Origin of the sequence: Leptolyngbya sp. FACHB-671 (assembly GCF_014695745.1) — a bacterium.
Classification (GTDB): Bacteria; Cyanobacteriota; Cyanobacteriia; order Elainellales; family Elainellaceae; genus JAAUTN01.
Map to the genome: position 1 here is coordinate 35,959 of NZ_JACJOV010000157.1, position 17,209 is coordinate 53,167.

General features: G+C 47.4%; 14 protein-coding genes. 6 read left to right on the plus strand and 8 right to left on the minus strand.

What is annotated here, in order from left to right; all coding sequences use genetic code 11:
* Nucleotides 1–3 precede the first annotated feature (3 nt).
* The 4 genes from H6F93_RS28335 to H6F93_RS28350 all read right to left on the minus strand — a co-directional run bounded on the left by H6F93_RS28335 (nucleotide 4) and on the right by H6F93_RS28350 (nucleotide 5,835).
* Nucleotides 4–1,431 (minus strand): glycosyltransferase, encoded by a 1,428-nt coding sequence (locus H6F93_RS28335; RefSeq protein WP_190688437.1) that lies wholly within the window; start codon nucleotides 1,429–1,431, stop codon nucleotides 4–6.
* Between the two features lie 88 nt (nucleotides 1,432–1,519).
* Nucleotides 1,520–3,184, minus strand: a complete 1,665-nt coding sequence (locus tag H6F93_RS28340; RefSeq protein WP_190645906.1) for an alkaline phosphatase family protein — start codon at nucleotides 3,182–3,184, stop codon at nucleotides 1,520–1,522.
* A 40-nt stretch (nucleotides 3,185–3,224) separates the two neighbouring features.
* Nucleotides 3,225–4,883: an alkaline phosphatase family protein gene (locus tag H6F93_RS28345; RefSeq protein ID WP_190688440.1), complete on the minus strand. Its 1,659-nt coding sequence runs from the start codon at nucleotides 4,881–4,883 to the stop codon at nucleotides 3,225–3,227.
* A 103-nt stretch (nucleotides 4,884–4,986) separates the two neighbouring features.
* On the minus strand, nucleotides 4,987–5,835 hold the full coding sequence (locus H6F93_RS28350; protein WP_199314149.1) for a WecB/TagA/CpsF family glycosyltransferase: 849 nt from the start codon (nucleotides 5,833–5,835) through the stop codon (nucleotides 4,987–4,989).
* A 1,319-nt stretch (nucleotides 5,836–7,154) separates the two neighbouring features.
* Between H6F93_RS28350 and H6F93_RS28355 the strand changes: the two genes are divergently transcribed.
* From H6F93_RS28355 to H6F93_RS28370, 4 genes are all read left to right on the plus strand, one after another.
* On the plus strand, nucleotides 7,155–7,829 hold the full coding sequence (locus tag H6F93_RS28355) for a sugar transferase (protein ID WP_190688442.1): 675 nt from the start codon (nucleotides 7,155–7,157) through the stop codon (nucleotides 7,827–7,829).
* Between the two features lie 300 nt (nucleotides 7,830–8,129).
* Nucleotides 8,130–8,318 carry a CsbD family protein gene (locus H6F93_RS28360; protein ID WP_190688446.1) on the plus strand — a complete coding sequence of 63 codons (189 nt, stop codon included), beginning with the start codon at nucleotides 8,130–8,132 and terminating at the stop codon, nucleotides 8,316–8,318.
* Nucleotides 8,319–8,866: 548 nt separating this feature from the next.
* Complete coding sequence (locus H6F93_RS28365; protein WP_347277370.1) at nucleotides 8,867–10,693, plus strand: WD40 repeat domain-containing protein; 1,827 nt, start codon at nucleotides 8,867–8,869, stop codon at nucleotides 10,691–10,693.
* Nucleotides 10,694–10,840: 147 nt separating this feature from the next.
* A complete protein-coding gene (locus H6F93_RS28370) occupies nucleotides 10,841–12,115 on the plus strand; it encodes a dihydrolipoyl dehydrogenase family protein (RefSeq protein ID WP_199314151.1) in 1,275 nt (424 codons plus the stop codon).
* Here H6F93_RS28370 and H6F93_RS33565 read toward each other — a convergent pair.
* Nucleotides 12,073–12,309, minus strand: coding sequence for a hypothetical protein (locus tag H6F93_RS33565; protein WP_199314153.1), 237 nt, complete (start codon nucleotides 12,307–12,309; stop codon nucleotides 12,073–12,075). The two genes, H6F93_RS28370 and H6F93_RS33565, sit on opposite strands and share 43 nt — an antisense overlap.
* A gap of 155 nt (nucleotides 12,310–12,464) precedes the next feature.
* Here H6F93_RS33565 and H6F93_RS28375 point away from each other — a divergent pair, with 155 nt between their 5' ends.
* On the plus strand, nucleotides 12,465–12,947 hold the full coding sequence (locus H6F93_RS28375) for a hypothetical protein (RefSeq protein ID WP_190645900.1): 483 nt from the start codon (nucleotides 12,465–12,467) through the stop codon (nucleotides 12,945–12,947).
* On the opposite strand, the gene H6F93_RS28380 is transcribed toward H6F93_RS28375, so the two are convergent.
* The gene (locus H6F93_RS28380) at nucleotides 12,944–13,774 is read right to left on the minus strand and encodes a DUF3598 family protein (protein WP_190688452.1); all 831 of its coding nucleotides are present in this window, start codon (nucleotides 13,772–13,774) and stop codon (nucleotides 12,944–12,946) included. The two genes, H6F93_RS28375 and H6F93_RS28380, sit on opposite strands and share 4 nt — an antisense overlap.
* Before the next feature lie 127 nt (nucleotides 13,775–13,901).
* Between H6F93_RS28380 and H6F93_RS28385 the strand changes: the two genes are divergently transcribed.
* Nucleotides 13,902–14,111: a DUF8139 family protein gene (locus H6F93_RS28385; RefSeq protein WP_190645898.1), complete on the plus strand. Its 210-nt coding sequence runs from the start codon at nucleotides 13,902–13,904 to the stop codon at nucleotides 14,109–14,111.
* 41 nt (nucleotides 14,112–14,152) lie between these two features.
* Here H6F93_RS28385 and H6F93_RS28390 read toward each other — a convergent pair whose 3' ends face one another.
* Together H6F93_RS28390 and H6F93_RS28395 are read right to left on the minus strand one after the other, a co-directional pair.
* Nucleotides 14,153–15,100 (minus strand): endonuclease/exonuclease/phosphatase family protein, encoded by a 948-nt coding sequence (locus H6F93_RS28390; protein WP_190688454.1) that lies wholly within the window; start codon nucleotides 15,098–15,100, stop codon nucleotides 14,153–14,155.
* Nucleotides 15,101–15,233: 133 nt separating this feature from the next.
* Nucleotides 15,234–17,144, minus strand: a complete 1,911-nt coding sequence (locus H6F93_RS28395; RefSeq protein ID WP_190688458.1) for an ATP-binding protein — start codon at nucleotides 17,142–17,144, stop codon at nucleotides 15,234–15,236.
* Nucleotides 17,145–17,209 lie beyond the last annotated feature (65 nt).

Here is a 17,209-nt window from a genome sequence, read left to right on the forward strand (position 1 = left end):
GATTTATCCGGCTAAGCCTCGCACTGGAGCGCGATCGCCTGCTCCCATTGAGGTTGTATCAGCCCAGGAATTACCCGCCGCAGACTGTTTTGCCAGCACGCTCTGGTAGACCATCAGCGACTCTGCTGCCTCCATGCTGATCGTGCGGACAGGCTGAATTCCGGCTCGTAGCTGATTTAAGTAGCCTTCGTCCAGCGTCAGTCGCGCAAATGCCTCTGCCCAAGCGCCCGGATCGCTAGCTGCAACCAACAGCCCATCTACCCCGTGGTTCACCTTTTCAGCAATGCCGCCCAGGTCAGAGCCAATCACGGGTAACCCGTGTGCATGAGCTTCCAATACCACAACTGGCCCCGTTTCTAGCCACTGTGAGGGAACTGCTAGCACGTCAAATCCAGCCAACGCCTGGGGCAATTCTGACCGCGACAGTTCTTTCGCAACGCGAATACGCGAATCGTCGCCAATCCGGGCAGTGATGCGTTCTCGATAGGCAGCATCTTGCGGTACGCCGTGCAGAATGAGTTCGATCGGAAAGTCTTCTGGTAGTCGTTTGATTGCTTCTACTAAAACGTGAATGCCTTTGTCGTGTGCCCAACGTCCCAAAAAACCGACCCGAAGGCGATCGCCCCGTTTCACATGAGCTACTTTTTGCTGAGCAAACGTATCCGAGATGCCGTGCTTCAGCAAAAACAGCTTCTCTTCAGGAATGCCATTGATCATCAATGCCTGCCGCACCCATTCGCTCATGACGATGATGCGATCGGCAAATTGCGCCATTTCCTGTAGCCCGTACTGACGCGCTGCCACAAATGCAGGAATGGCGATCGGTCGCAGCGTTGCTTCTGCTACCGAGCGAAAACTTCCTGAGTTGAGCCGCCGCAAGATTCCTGCTGCTGCCACGCTAATCGGCATTGGCGTATGGCTCAACCCCCTAACAATTGCGGGTGGTAAATCAGACGAAACGCCACAGCAGCGGCTACAGCGCACCACGTCAATTTTGCCGTCACAGGCTGTTTCCCCGTGCAGCATCATGGTTTGGCGCTGGCAAATTGGTTGGGGCAGCCGCACCGACACCACCGTCGCCATTCCCAGTTCCTTCGCCAGACGCAGATGGGGTAAGCCACATTTGGGTGTCCACTGGTGCTGGTGATACACATCCGCTTGTTGGGCTTTGAGCCATTGAGCAAAGTAGTCGAACCCACCGTGGGCGATCGCCCCATGATTGGGCTCAGACTTAGGCTGCGGAGACACTGGATAGCGATAAACTTCCGTGTCCCGGTAAGTGTAGTGATCTTCGGTTGGTAAATCCTGTGATGCCGCAACTTTGCTCTCTACGCCGAGGGACTTCAGCACAGGTAGCAGTTCGCTCAGGTGAATGTGAATGCCACCACACTTCTCTGGAAAATATCGAGCAACGGCTTGAATCGTTTTCATCAGAACGCACCAAATCAGTTATCGAGGAGGGGAGAGGAAGCTGAATCTAAGTCCCTCTCCCCAGGAAGACGGATTTAAGGAAGCAGGACTACTTGACTAGAGGTAAACCTACTAGCGGTTTGCCGTCTGCATATTCCAGTGGCTTTCCGTCCAGATGTTGAGGAAGCGGTGCTTCCATCATTTGTAGAATCGTTGGAGCCAAATCAACCGCATGTCCTTCTGTCAAGCTGGTTCCAGCTGGAATGTCTGGACCTTGCGCCATAACAAATCCTCTCGCTCGATGTGCGCCGCTGCGGTTGTAGAAGACGGGTCCAAAACGACCGTAGGTGGGGCTATCAACCGTATCGACCGCAGAGTCTTCCCACATCACAGCCAGGTCTGCGTCGGGCAGCTTAGGATCGGGGTCAAGCGGATTTTGTCGTGTCCGCACGATACCTTTGACGACGGGCTTACCTGTTCTTGCATCGGTAAGTTCCTTCAGTTGCTCAATTAGCTGATCGCACACTGCATCATACTCAGCCAAAGGCACTACACCGTGTGCTTCCCGTCCTGCCAGATTGATCCGAATGTAGCCATCTGAGAAACCAGGCAGATAGAAGGCTTTCATCTGCGGCCAAAACGGCTTGTACCAATGTGCTGGATGCCAGTCGTACAGGTTTGTCTGAGCTGAACCGCGCAGTTTGGCTAACTGCTTGTATGCCTTCATCAGCAACCGCGTTGGCAAGATTGGTTCTAAGGCTCTAAACAATCGGGCAATGGGGTCAGGGTCGTCCTTGAGCTGGTGAATTTGCTTGTACCAGTGTTCAGATTTTTTGGGGGCGATCGCCTCCGACAAAGGCGCACCCATTGCCTGCGACTTCAACATCGACTTGCCCGGAAAGCTAAACCGATAGAGAAACTCAGGCAGCATCACCATACTGAGCAAGTCAGCAGAATTCGTCCCCATTCCATGCACTGAGAAAATCAGCACATAGGCATCCTTAGGAACTTCAGCCAAAATTGCTCCTAGAGATTGGTCAATCGTTTCAAAAACATCCAGTAGCGGATCAGTTGCACTTGGCTGATAAAGCGGATGATCAGGCTGGCTCAAATGCCACAGATAATGCTGCGCCGTATGAGGTTCCCCAATATCCGTCAAAAACAGATCCCACGTTTCACGCCCCAGCAAGTCCCGAGTGATTGCAGTTCGACGCAGAATGCCATCTGTAAGCGATCGCCGCAAATGCTCTACCGAGTCTGAGTTGTACCAGTCCGAGCGATCCTGGTGGTGCAAAACATCAATCGGATAGTCCCCATACTTTCTGATCAGCTCTTCTCTCAATCCTTCAGGTTGAGACGCAGGAGCCACCATGGGTGCATGGGCACCCCAGGCCAACACCTGCAACCCATTCACCTGATCTGACAAAGCCGTTTGCGGCATGTCAAACATTGCCACCCGATGATCAGACCCAACGGCGTAAAAGGGAGGATATTCCGCATAGTCGTAAGCACCGTAATCACCGATCTTGCTAGCCTCATAAGTTTGAGGATTGAACTTGTATTTAGACCAGTAGCCCGTCTTGTGCGGCAAACAACCCGTCAAGAAGTTTGTCCAGGCAGATTCGCCCTTGTAATACTCCATGTTGACCAGCCGCCCATATGCCCCCTGCTGCTGAAACTGTCGCAGGTTTTTCAAATACCCCTGAGACATCCATTTCTCCAACAAAACCGGATCCGCCGAGTCTAAACCAATTGCAACAACCGGATGCTTCATAGCTTTGTTCTTACCTAGTGATGAATGAATGAACGTAGCGTTACTTCGCTAAAATCAACGTCTCAATCAACGGTCTTCCCTCAAAGTGAGGAGGGATCGATGCACCCATCAGGCTTAAAACGGTTGGAGCGAGATCTAGCGCATGTCCTTCTGGCGCACTAGAACCTGGCTCAATTCCTGGGCCCTGCGCCATCAAGAATCCATCGCTGCGATGGCTCCCGGTGCGGCTGTAGGGAACGGGCCCAATTCGTCCCAATTCAGGACTATCTACAACATCAGTGACATGCTCTTCCTGCCAAATGATTACTAGGTCGGCATCGGGCAGCTTGGGGTCACGCTGGTCTGGCTGCTGGCGCGTGCGGACAATCTGCTTCACCATGGGCTGTCCTGTCCGCGCGTCTTTCAGGTTGTAAAGCAGTTGGCTCAGTTCGTCACACAGCGCTTCATACTCGGATGGTTCAACAATGCCTTCTGGCTCACGACCTTTGAGGTTAATGCGAATGTAGCCTTCAGAGTAGCTAGGCAGCGCGAATGCCCGCATCTGCGACCAAAATGGCTTGTACCAAACCGCAGGTTGAAAGAACAGTGCGTCGCCCTGCTCAATTAATTTGAAGGGGGAAACCAGCTCAGGCTGTGAATCTTTGCCAAATAGCGGCTCCACATGTTTGAACAGCTTATTAGGCAGCTTTTGCCGCAACCAGCTTCTAAGCCGATTTGCATCGTGCTTTAAGCCCCAGACTGCACCAATCCAGCCACGCTCAACTCGCCCTTTAGTAATCGGTTCTGATGGCGGAGCACCTAGCTGCCCAGGAGCCAGAGCCGGTTTGCCAAAGTTAAACCGATAAAGCAGTTCCGGCAAAAACACCATGCTGGGCAAATCCATCACGTTGTTGCCCATGCCATGTGCTGCAAAGACGACTACTTGAGCATCTTTGGGCGCTTTGTCTAAAATTTCTCCGATCGCCCGGTCTACCGACTCAAATACCTCTAGCAGTGGATCGCCAGAAACTTGATCTTTGTAAGTGTCATACAGAGGGTGACTAGGTTGGCTTAGATGCCAGAGATAGTGTCCCGCAGAGTGAGTTTCACCAAAAATCGTGAGAAACAGATCCCAGGGTTGGCGCTGCAACAAGTCCTGACAAATGGCTGAACGACGAGCAATTCCTACCTGAATGTCTGACTGTAATCGCTTCAATGCTGCTACATTCATGCAGCTCGCGTGGTCCTTCCGCAATCTGGGATGTTCGCCGTGTTTTTGTATCAGTTCTTCTAATAAACCTGCGGGTTTTGAGTGGCTAGGTGTAAGTGGTGAATGTGCACCCCAAGCTAAGACCTGTAACCCGTTAACCTGCTCTGAAAGAGTGGACTGCGGCATATCAAATACTGCAACCTGATAGTCATCTCCTAGGGCATAAAAAGGATGATGTTCAGAGAAATCGTAAGCTTCGATTTCTTCTACTTCATAGGTGCCTTCGTAGAACTTTACAGGTGCCCAGTAGCCTGTTTTCTGGGGAGAGCAGCCTGTTAGGAAAGTTGTCCAAGGAGTTTCAGCACGATAGTAATCGAAGGTTTTGAGGCGAGTGTAGAGTCCGCGATCGCACAATTGCTTTAAGTTCTTCAGATGCCCTTGCGACATCCAAGTTTCGATTAACAATGGGTCTGCAGCATCAAGTCCAATAGCGATAACAGGATGATTCATAGGTGTCCTCACAGCGGTAATAAAACCAGATAAAACCAGACCAAAAAATTAACTCTAGCTATTGTGAAAAGCCAAGCCAAGTTATTCGATATTCCCCAAAAATCTAAACCTTGGCTGAAAGGTTACTAGTTTGCTTTGGAGATTTGTACTGCTCTGATTCCAACCCCAAAGCGATTGGAATTTTGTAAAGGTTGAATCTTTGCTGCAAAATTAGCCAAAAGAAATAAACATCATCTACCAGATACCGTTTCCAGAGTCTTCTCGGCTCTGAGATAAGTCGGTAAAGCCATTCAAACCCAACTTCACTCATCCATTTGGGTGCTCTACGCTTATACCCTGCTTCAAAGTCGATCGTTGCCCCAATCGCCAGAAAAATCTTGACCTTAGGCAGCTGATCTTTATATTTGCAAATCCATTTTTCTTGTTTGGGTGCACCTACTCCAACTGCCAAGACCGTTGCTCCTGAACGGTTGATGATATCTATAATTTCTTGGCACTCTTCCTCATTCTTCTCAAAACCAAAAGAAGGAGAATAGGAACCTACAATAATCTGTCTACCAATTCTTTTATTGATTCTATTTTGGGCTTTGCTAGCTACACCAGCAGCAGCACCTAGCAGAAAAATTTTGATTTCTTGATTTTTTTTGTGGTACTCGTAAAATGCAGGAAAAAAATCAGAGCCGGAAATCTTTTCTTTGATAGGACTCCCCAAGAACTTGGATGCAAATAACAGAATTTTGCTGTCGCAAATTTTATAATCCGCAGCAGCATAAACCTTAAGGAAATCCGAATCGCTTTGCAGCTTGATTAAGTGATCTACATTAGGCGTAAAAACAACACCCAGTTTTAATTGATTTAGCAATTCTGTCCTAGATAAATTGCTAATAGACAGGTTTAGAATTTTGACCTCTTCCGTCATCTGGAATTTACCCCTTTTGACCTCACGACCCATGTTCTTTTCTACTTGAATAACTTCAACTGCTGACTAATTTGATCTTTCACGATAGCTGAGGCAAAGCTTTAACTTGCAGCACGAGATAGCCTATGAGAACTTACAGTTCTCTCAAGCAATCATCACTATCGCAGAATGAAGACTCTGGAAACTCCTGAACATAGCCTAAAAGAGCGATTCATCTGAATCAAATTTCTTCAAGGCAGCAGTTTGAGAAAAGCCTATGCTATTGGGAGGAGTCATGAGATGGTAATGTCGCCCTGTCCTCGCCTCTTGACCGCTTAGAGTTTGGTGAAGAAGATTCTGGAAACTTTTAGTTAGAAGTTATCGGGGGACAAGATCATGAGTCCTAAAAACTCTTGAGTTCAGCGTGATGTGCTCTTAATTTGCCTTTGCACATATGTAGAGAACACTCTAGTAACTTTGCTTGCTCCAGGTTAGAACTGCTCAAATCAAGAATTTGTTTTGAAACCAGTTGTGGAGTAATTACTAATTAAGTGTATCTACGCAAGGTATTAAGAGGACATGCGAAGAAATATCGCACAGTTTTTATTACTAGATCAACGATTCTGCGCAACTTCACCGAACACTCATATTACCTTTACAGATTAATACTACGTATACGGAGAGTGGGATGTGATCAATTCTAGTTGGCTTGAAAATAATTCCCGATTCTTCTAATAATACTTCCGTAAATCCTTGTAATTTGGATTGTTTTCCTTGTTTCAAAGATTACAAAAGCAGGAGGTTAACACGATGAAGCTAACTCGAGAAGCTAATTTTTTTTTCTCGCTTCTACCTTTGGATAGATTGTAGACGATCGCCCGATATAATTTTCCACTCTGAACTGAAACAGCATTGCTTCTAGGACTGCCCGTAGAAGGTCTGAGATGCCCAAATGCCTGGTGGAAGAGACTTACAGCAATTTGCTAGGCTTCTACAAACAGCTCAAATAGCACCTTAATCGTCTTCACGCTGAGAATCGGAAGACCCGAGTTCTTCTAATCTATATCTATAGATAGAAGACGGCTTGATGGAGTTTGTATTCCTGATTAACGCTCTTTTGTGCAAAAGGAAAGCTGTTTCATCTGCCTACTTCATTCTCAGCAGCATCTACCTAAAGGAAGTGAAACAACAGTTTTTCTTCCACTTTATAAATAATTTAAACAAGCTGGAAAATACTGATCCCGCAATAAAGTTTTGGATAAGTCGTCTTGGAAACTGTTTTGTCTTCAAGAAGTGAATATATGTTTAGGTAATTAAACCTGAGTGAATACACGCTTTATCTCAATACGACAGCGATAGCAAGGAAATAAACTATGCAATCTACACTTTCACCTAGGATCGCCGATTCCTCTCAATCCCAAGCGTTAAAGCTCAGTTCTCTTCACCCTTCTGTAACCTCTAACTTCAAGCGGATACTCGACATTGGTGGAAGTCTTATTGGGTTATTGGTTCTAGCCATCGTCTTTGTACCCATCGCGATCGCCATCAAACTCGACAATCCTGGCCCCATCTTTTTTGTCCAGAAGCGTTGCGGTCTACAAGGGCAGGTGTTTCACCTAGTGAAGTTTCGCTCAATGGTCACGAATGCAGACGAGCTAAAGGCGCAGATTAAGAATGAGGCAAAAGGGCTAATCTTCAAAAATCGTCAAGACCCTCGCATTACCAGAGTAGGTAAGTTTCTACGTAAAACCAGCCTGGACGAACTGCCCCAGTTCTGGAATGTGCTGATGGGTGACATGAGTTTGGTTGGAACTCGTCCTCCCACCATTGATGAAGTATCTCAATATAGCGATCGTCATTGGCAACGCCTGAATGTCAAGCCTGGAATTACCGGCGAATGGCAAGTCAATGGTCGTTCTGCCATTGAAGATTTTGAGCAGATTGTAGATTTGGATCTGCGCTACCAGAGCCGTTGGACTCCCCTTTACGACCTGTTCGTGATCTTTAGAACTCTCTACGTGGTTTTCGCGAGGGTAGGAGCATTCTAAATAAGTTTAAGTTCGTCTCTCTAATAGGCAGCAAATTTGTATTACGAATAAGTAGATTGTTACGGGGGCTTATGCCCCCATTTTTGTTCATAGCGTTTCTACGTGAAACTGCATGTTTTGAAGATCAAAAAGAATTAGTATCAACTGATATCATTTAACAGGCAGATATTAGAGTTTTTAGAAATACATCTCTAGGGAGATGTAGCCAGTCTGCCTGGGGAACGATGTGTCTCTATTATTCAAAGTGTTATTCTTCAAATCGAAAGGTTAACTTTACATCATTTATAAAGGAGTACAAACATGAGTATTGAAGATAGAGCAAAAGCAATTGCAAAAAATGTTGAAGGTAAAATTCAGGAAGCAACCGGTGATGTAACCGGTAATCCCAGAGATAAAGTTGAGGGTCAAGATAAGCAAAGCCAAGCAGCAGCAATGCATGCTGTAGAGGATGTCAAAGATGCAGCAAAAGACATAATCGACAGAGCTTAGACAGAAAAACTTTAGCTTTGCTGATTAGCACAAAAGGTTGCTAAGTCGTCTTAGACCACACTTTTCACACCTCACCTTAAAAGCCTAATTTCTAATGTGTAATGCCCAAAGCGTTACCGGCTCAGAGATTAGGCTTTTTCCTTTACATAAAGTATTTAATATCAATCTTCTCTAAGGCTGTCCGTTGAAGAAATAGTTTTGAAAAAGGTAGTAGACAGCAGAGTTTCTCAAAATATCGCTGTTTGTCATATCAGGTCCTAGCCCTACTCCAATCCTTGATGTAAAAACTCGTTATTTGCTTTCGTCCCTCAACCTTGGGGTTTGACTCAAGGTTAAACACTTCCTGTAATGTTTGCTTTACTTGATGTAAGGGTTGGCATTAGCTTGCCATTTAGCAGAGAATAACAAGCAGACTGAACAACCATCAGAGCGGTTACGTCTATCATCCAGCATCTACTAATTGTCCAAATTGTGAATCCTTAGGGCTGCCAGTTGCGTAATGCTTCTGTGCAATGCCTTTGCTTTCGCTTTCTAAGGAGGTGCGTACTGTGGCGGATAACGACTACCTCAAGTTGATTGAGCAAGGAATAGAAGTTTGGAACCGCTGGAGAAAGGAAAACCCTGCGGTTAAACCAGATTTCAACAGAGCATACTTTTTTGAGGCAGATTTAAGTAAAGCTGACCTGAGTGATGCTAACCTCAGTCGCGCCTGCTTAATTGGGGCAAATCTGAAAGGTGCAAACTTATCTGGAGCAAACCTGAGTGCTGCGTATGCTAACGGAGCAAATCTGCAAGGTGCAAATCTCGCGAGCGCAGATTTAAGTGATGCTAAATTTAGCGAAGCTGACTTTACTCATGCCGATTTGACCAAGGCCCAGGCAGAAGGAGCTGACTTTACTGCTACTCGGTGGACTGGGGCTTGCCTGAAGAATTTGAAAATTAATGCTGCTACTCAGCTTCATAAAGTAGAGGCAGAGTATGTTTACTTGCAAAACCACCAACAGGAACGCCGTCCCGAACAGGGAGAATTCAGTTCAGCAGAGCTAGCTGAGTTGTTACACTCCTTGCCCAACATTTCTATTCCCGACCTTGAGGGTGCGGAGAATCTGAGCATTGTGATAGCGTTGCCAGGACTGCAAAACACCGTTTCCTCAGCAGTATTACCGGCTGTTGAGTTGCCTCCCTCAGAGCAAGAGGTTCAGCATCACCTCCAGCCAGCGTTACAGAGTTCAACCGTCTCAACAGCAGGCGATTTACAGCTCATTCTTGCTAAGGAAGTAACGGTAACTGATATTGCTCAGCTACCGTTACTTCCTTGGGCAAAGCCGATTGAAGAAGCAGAAATTTCGCCTCGAAGCCCTAGACGGCATCGCTCCCCACTGCTGATGTTTGGCGCTGGGGTTCTACTGGGTTTGGCACTTGGAGCTTATTATTACGGGCTACCGCTTTCGGTGTCCCCTGCTCCAATTGAGTCACAGGAAGCATTTCCAGAGCCCGATTTCTCCTTGACAAACTTCCTGAGTCAAACTTCAGATACTATCTGGGCAGTTGCTGTTAGTCCTAATGGTCAAACCTTGGTAAGTGGCAGTTATGACAGCAATATTAAGCTTTTGGATGTTTACAGCGGTGAAGTTCTCCGCTCTTTTTCAGGACACTCAGATGCGATTCGAGCAGTTGCTATTAGCCCCGATAATCAAACGCTGATTAGCAGTGGTGGGGACGGAACCATCAAAATTTGGAATTTACAAACTGGTGAGCTGCGTGGAACGCTTTTAGGTCACCTGAGTCCAGTGTGGACGATTGCGATTAGTCCCGATGGCAGTAGGTTTGTTACCGGTGACTACGATGGCACAGTCAAAATTTGGGACTTGCAAGATTGCGAACTGCAACATACGGTCACTGGCCATTCAGAGTCGGTTTGGTCAGTGGCGATCGCCCCCGACAACCGCACTTTTGCCAGCAGCAGCAGCGATAAAAGTATCAAGGTTTGGGACTTGCAAACCGGGAAAGAACTACGCACCCTCAAGGGACACTCCAACGCTGTCAGGTCGATCGACCTCAGCCCTGATGGTAAAACCTTGATCAGCGGTAGCTGGGATCAAACCGTCAAAATCTGGGACTATCAAACCGGAGAACTCACCAAGACGCTATCCGGTCATTCAGAACAAGTTGTTGCCGTTGCCGTTAGCCCTTCTGGAAAAACGGCCGCCAGTGGCAGTCTCGACAAAACAGTTCGCGTATGGAACTTGCAAACTGGGGAACTCGTGAATACGCTAGCTGGACACTCAGATTGGGTGATCTCGTTGGACTTTAGCCCTGATGGGAAAACCTTGATTAGTAGCAGCAAGGATAGAAGCATCAGACTTTGGCACTAACAGGCTGAAGGTGATTTGCTGAATGTACTACTCTTGATAGAGCGATCGCCTCGCTATTCATGCCTATTTTGAAAGAGTTACAGCCTGCGGCAGATAAAACGTTAGCCGCTGTAGCAGTAAATCGAATCGACAGAAAAGGCATTTTAGATGACCCAAAAATTTGACCTGATCGTCATAGGCACAGGAACAGCGGGTTCCATTATTGCCAAAAAGTGCCGATCAGCAGGTTGGAGCGTTGCTATCATCGACTCTCGTCCCTTTGGTGGAACTTGCGCCTTGAGAGGTTGCGATGCCAAAAAAGTGTTAGGTGGTGCCGCAGAGGTGATCGATTGGGCAAAGCGGATGCAAGGCAAGGGCATAACCTCAGCAGACCTGCAGATTAATTGGCAGGATCTTATGCGGTTCAAACGCACCTTTACTGAACCCGTTCCCCAAAAACGTGAGAAAACCTACACCGATGCTGGGATCAAGACCTTTCCTGGTCTTGCCAAGTTTGTAGATGAAACAACTGTTCAGGTTGGGGACGAACGCTTGAGCGGACGCTATGTGGCGATCGCCGCTGGTGCAGAACCTGCCCCCCTGGGTATTTCAGGCGAAGAATATTTAACCTACAGTGACCAGTTTCTAGAGTTGGAAACATTGCCCCGCCAAGTTGCCATGATTGGAGGCGGCTACATTTCAATGGAATTTGCCCACATTGCAGCACGGGCTGGCGCTCAGGTGCGAATTTTGCATCAAGGCTCAAGACCACTGGAACCCTTCGATCCAGATTTGGTTGAGCGGCTTGTTGAAGCAACTCAGAATCTAGGTATAAATCTGCAAGTCAATACACAAGTCAAAGGCATCCAGAAGCAGGCAGACCGCCTAGTGGTGCAGGTCGAGACAGAGCAAGGTGAAGAAACTTTTGATACGGAGATGGTGGTTCATGGAGCAGGACGCGTTCCCACCACTCAAGACCTAGATTTAGAAAAGGCAGGGATTAAGTATGAGAAAAAAGGCATTTCGGTAAACGACTACCTTCAGAGCATCTCAAATCCTCAGGTTTATGCAGCCGGTGATATTTCAGCGAGTGGTGCGCCGCCTTTGACGCCTGTGTCTAGCATCGAAGGGCATGTGGTAGCTGATAACTTGCTCCAGGGAAATCATCACAAACCTGACTTCACAGAAATTCCTAGTATGGTGTTTAGCATCCCCACACTGGCGTCGGTGGGTTTACAAGAAAAAGCGGCGAGAGAGCAAGGCTTGAAGTTCAAGACCCTCTATGAGCCGGATACTTCAGACTGGTACTTTTCACGCCGTATTAATGAACCCTACTCAGGCTTTAAGGTGTTGGTCGAAGAAGGGAGCGATCGCATTCTCGGAGCGCACCTGCTGGGATCTTATGCTGAAGAGCTAGTCAACATTTTTGCGTTGGCAATCTGATACAAGTTATCTGCAGAAGATCTCAAAAGAACAACTTTTGCCTTTCCAACGGCTGCATCAAACTTGATTGATATTGTGTAGTCAGAGAAGCTAACCTGCTGCTGCGGTTTGACGACCAGCCAGCGTCCCGTCTTAGGATCACGATAGGTGAGAAAAGGATTTTGCTGTAGGGATTTGGTAGAGGACTGACGCATTCAGCTTGAGTTCCAGACGATACCGTACTTCTAGAATGGACCAGACATCTCCTATTCTTCTCAGCTATTTTGCTGAAGTTAGGATCATGTTTGCTCAAATTGCTAAATGCTTTACAGTTTGATGTTGAAGTCGATCATCAAAAGGGGATGAAGCGATGGAAGGTCAAACTGTTCCAAGTTCAGTAAAAGTCTTTGGTATTTTAAATATCGTATTTGGTAGCTTTGGACTGGTTACTAGTCCGCTCGGACTGCTCAGTCTAGATCAATCAATTGAATTTTTTGAGAACTTTGGAGCAAATTCGGCGACTATCGGATGGTTCAGGGCTTCCGCGTGGTTTGCTCCGTTAATGGCTCTGGCGTTGCTGATTCTGGGAATTGGACTGCTGATGAAAAAGCCCTGGGCAAGGTCAGGCTCAATTATTTACGCCTACATTGCGATCGCCATCGGCATTTTGAACATGATTTTTATCGTCGGAATCTTTTCTGGCGGTCTTGCATCCAGTGATCCGGCTGCCATAGGGGGTATTGTTGGCGGCGTGGTTGGTGGCTTAGTAGGTTTGATTTACCCTATTCTGACTATTATTTTTCTAAGTAAACCCAACGTCAAAGCTGCTCTGGAGCGACGCAATAGGGTTTAGGTTTTGTGTTCTGTGACTAGAGTCAAGCTAACCCAGCCACCTTGAGCGTCATAGCTGCGAATTAAGCGTTGACGTAAACCAGGCTGAACCAGCCATCCCGCTTCGAGGAAAAAGGGTTTACCTTTGGGAATTGCCAGCGGTGTATTAGAAGAAGCCCCGTCAGGCAACAAAAGTACCTGTATGGGATAACTTCCCTGGTCAAACAGCAGCAGGTTTGGCTGAATTTGTGCGCTTGAATTCAGTTCTAAATTGGGGGCAATCAGTTTTTGGTGTAAGCGATCGCCCTCTCTCTGCACAATCAACTGGCTGGCGTAACAGTCGGGCGATCGCCAATCCGAATAAAGTGTTGTCGCTTCCCCGTGCCATTCACCGATCAACTGCTCGACAGTCAGAGTAGGATGTTCTGCTGCTTCCGTGCCAGCCCGATGTTCGCGAATTAGCGTCAGGCTAGAGAGACTGCTGTGGGTGTCAAAAAGCTGCACGAGACGCAAACGGCGATCGCCCCGAATGAAGCCTAGCTCTGCTCCAAATTCTGAAAATGGTCCAAACTGTATCGACCCCTGCGAAAAAGCACCGTCTTCAAAGAATAGTGTGCTGCGGTTAAGAGAACTGTACTCCAACACCTTCTCCTGCGACACCTCACCCGTCTCCGAGAAATGCCGGATGACCTGACGAACGGTTTGATTTTGGTTCAAGCCTTCCAGTGTGACTTGGGTTGGGATATCTTCTTTGACGATTCCTTGAGGAGAGAGTCGGGTAAATGAGCCTCGCCAGTCTCCTAGGTTGCAAAGCAGATTATCCCATTGAGAACGAGTCGGTTGGGTCATAGAGAATCACCCTCTAAAGATGCAGAAGAAAGTCGACGTGCGACAGAGGCTATGGATTGCTATGTTTGCGAAGCTTGAGTCGTTAATAGAGATTCACAGCTTGTTTGATTTTTAGTAAGAGTTGAATATGAATACTCCAAGATTTAAGCCAGGCGATCGCGTCAAAATTCAGATTAACAGGTTGCTTAAGCCTCACCACCTAAATGGCAGAACGGGAGTGGTTGTACGTAGCCCGGATGTGACGACCCTGTGGGGCGCTTCCTACACCGTGGAGCTAGATACAGGTGATTCAATCAAGCCCAAAATTCGTGAGTTTGACTTGATTCCAGTAGATTAATCAAACTTTCATAAATCCTGTCCGCATTCAGCCATGCTAGCTTAAGATTGCAAGCTTCTAACTAGACTAGCGATCGCCTGAAGCACCTGTCGAAACCACCCTCCTGGCTGGGATAGACTCGCTTCTCCATCTGCCTGATCGGATGGTAGTTGAAACGTTGCTTCAATAGGACGGTGATCGCTAGTTATTTCGTCATCAGGACAATAGTTTGAGGTGGGATCAGCAAACAGCACCTCGGATGACTCTACCGTCCAGGTTTTAGCAGCATTGGCGACAAAAACAAAATCTAGGATGCTGTTGTATTTAGTACTGCAAAAAGTTGCAATCAAATCCTTAGGGCGAATCCACACAAAAGCTTCGTTTTGGGTAAGTAGATCAAATCCTGCATCGCGATCGCCCTGATCGCCGTCTGTCACATTGAAGTCAAAGTTGTAATCTCCAACAGCAATGACTGGAAGAGACTGTTCTTGTACCCAGGCGTTGAGTAGCCGGGACTGTTCATGGCGCAGCTCAGTTTCACTGCGATAGAGATGATTCACCACAAACAGAAATTCCTCGCCTGTTTGCCGCAGGCGAAACTGGGCAACTAGTGCGGCTCGAACATTGCCGCCAAGATTGAGTTCGTCTAGTTCTTCGTGGCGAACCTCTTCTAGTAAAGTGCTGTTATAAAGAATGGCGAGGCGATCGCCACCTCCCGTTGTACCCAAGATTGAGTCGAAGTCAGCTTGTTCTCCTGCTTCTGCTCCGGTTTCTAAAGCATTGACCCAAGCTTCATTTTGTACCTCAGACAGACCCCACACATCCACGCCGTCCAGGGGTGCCATCTGCTGAGTCGCCATCACGACTGGGTCAGAACCTCCCGACTCTACATTAAAGCTGACTACAGTTAAATTTTCAGCAGACGCGGCGCGACTAATGGCAATCGAGGAAATAAGCGTCACTAGCACAGAGCCGATTAACCCTGCACGAATCTGACTAAAGCTATTCATCTTGCATCCCTGAACGAAGTTCTCTGGAGGGTGCTAACGACCAGAAGATTTACGTTATCTAGCAATCCCAAATTGATTGTGAGAGTTCCGCAGTGACACGATTCATTGAGTTTCTACAAGCCATCTGGGATTGCTACAGATGATTTGAGAATTGCGATTCGCTTGCACTCTCCTGGGTCAAATTCGCAATTAAATCCAGGCGAAAGTTTTTAACCAAAGTAGTTAAGGCTGACTTTAAAGATGAATCTGGATCAGGAATGTAGTCCAATAAGGTGTAAATTTGTTGGCGATCGCCCCTCAAAGCTGCCTCATTCAGCTGCTCTAGCCAGAGCGACGGCATCGCCAGCAGTGCTTCGTGTTTGGGCATTTTGATTTCTGTCAAATGCTCGGCTTCTGTAGTTTGAAGCAAGGGCGTTTGAGAGGAACTTTCATAGAGATAGCGCACTCCCAGATGTTGAGCAATTTTACTTAAGAGCAATGCTTCTCGAATGGGTTTGCGAACAAAGTCGTCACAGCCTGTTGCCATAATCTTGGCGCGTTCTTCGTCAAAGGCACTGGCAGTGATTGCAATGACGGCGGTTGACTGTCCTTTAGGATTGGCTTTAATGCGTCGAGTTGCTTCATAGCCGTCCATGATAGGCATTCGCATGTCCATCAAAACCAGGTGGGGTTCCCAATTTTGCCAGAGGGTGACTCCTTCCTGCCCATCGTTTGCCTCAAGCACCTCAAAGCCGATGTTGCTGAGCATTCTCACCAGCAAGCTACGATTTTCCCAACGGTCTTCGATTACCAGAATGCGGTAGGTGGGCTGTTCGGGAGCTATCCCAATTACCCGTTCTCCTGAGAGGTTGGCATAGCTGAGTGGGGCTGGGGTTAGTTCAACGGGTAGGTCAAAGGCGATCGCCGTTCCCTCTCCTAGCTTGCTGTCAACCATTAGCTTACCGCCCATCATGTCCACAAATCGATGGCTAATCGCTAATCCCAATCCTGTTCCCTCTTGAGATTTGCGTCCTGTCTCAGTTTGTACAAAGGGGTTGAACAAAGCTTCAATCTCGTGAGGAGCGATGCCAGGACCGGTGTCTGTCACCTCAAAGTAGAGAATTTGATCTGGTGAAGAATCACCATCGTTTAGGGCTGTTTTAGCTGCTACATGCAGTTCAACGCTGCCCGTCACGGTAAATTTGATGGCATTACTCAGCAGATTGAGCAATACCTGACGTAACTTATTTTCATCTGCTTGAATGTATTGCGGCACATCCGGGGCGATCGCCGTAATAAACTGCAAGCCTTTAGACTCAGCCTTGAGTTGCAGCATCTCTTTCAGTCTGGCAATCAGTCCGCATAGATCAAAGCTGTTGGGATTGAGCGTTGTCATGCCTGCTTCAATCTTCGACATCTCCAGCACATCGTTGATCAGCGACAGCAGATGTTCGCCGCTGCGGTCAATGATGCGGAGTTGTTCGTGCTGGTCGGTGGTGAGGTTTGAGTCACAGGTCAACAGTTCTGTAAAGCCCAAGATTGCGTTCAAAGGAGTGCGTAGCTCGTGGGTCATGTTTGCCAAAAATTCGCTCTTTGCCCGATTGGCTAAATCTGCCTCTAGCTTTGCTTGCTCCAGTGCTAAATTTTTTTGCTTGAGTTCTGCTTCAATTCGCTGGCGTTCCCTAATCTCGTCGTTGACAGCTTCTAGCTGCGCCGCACTGGGAATTGCCATCGCCACAGGAAGCAACTTTACCAGTGCGATCGCTGTGTAGAGAGAAATAGCAGCAGTTCCCAATTTGGTCATTCCAGAAATCCAGTAGACAGGATGCCAAAGTGTCCAGATTTCTAATAAATGAGTGGTGCCGCAGGAAACAATGAATGCCCCAAACAGCAAAAAGATCCAGTTAAAGGGAATGTCTCGCCGCTTTTGGACAAGGTAGATCAGAGTCAGGGGAATCGAATAGTAGGCGATCGCGATTAACGCATCTGACACAATGTGCAAGCCTACTAAATCGGGCTTCCACAGATAGCAGTGTCCGTGAGGAATAAAGTTTTCCGTGAACATTCTTGGGTTGTTGGATAGCTACAAATTAATCTAGTCAGTCTTTAACATTAAGCAACTATTACCTA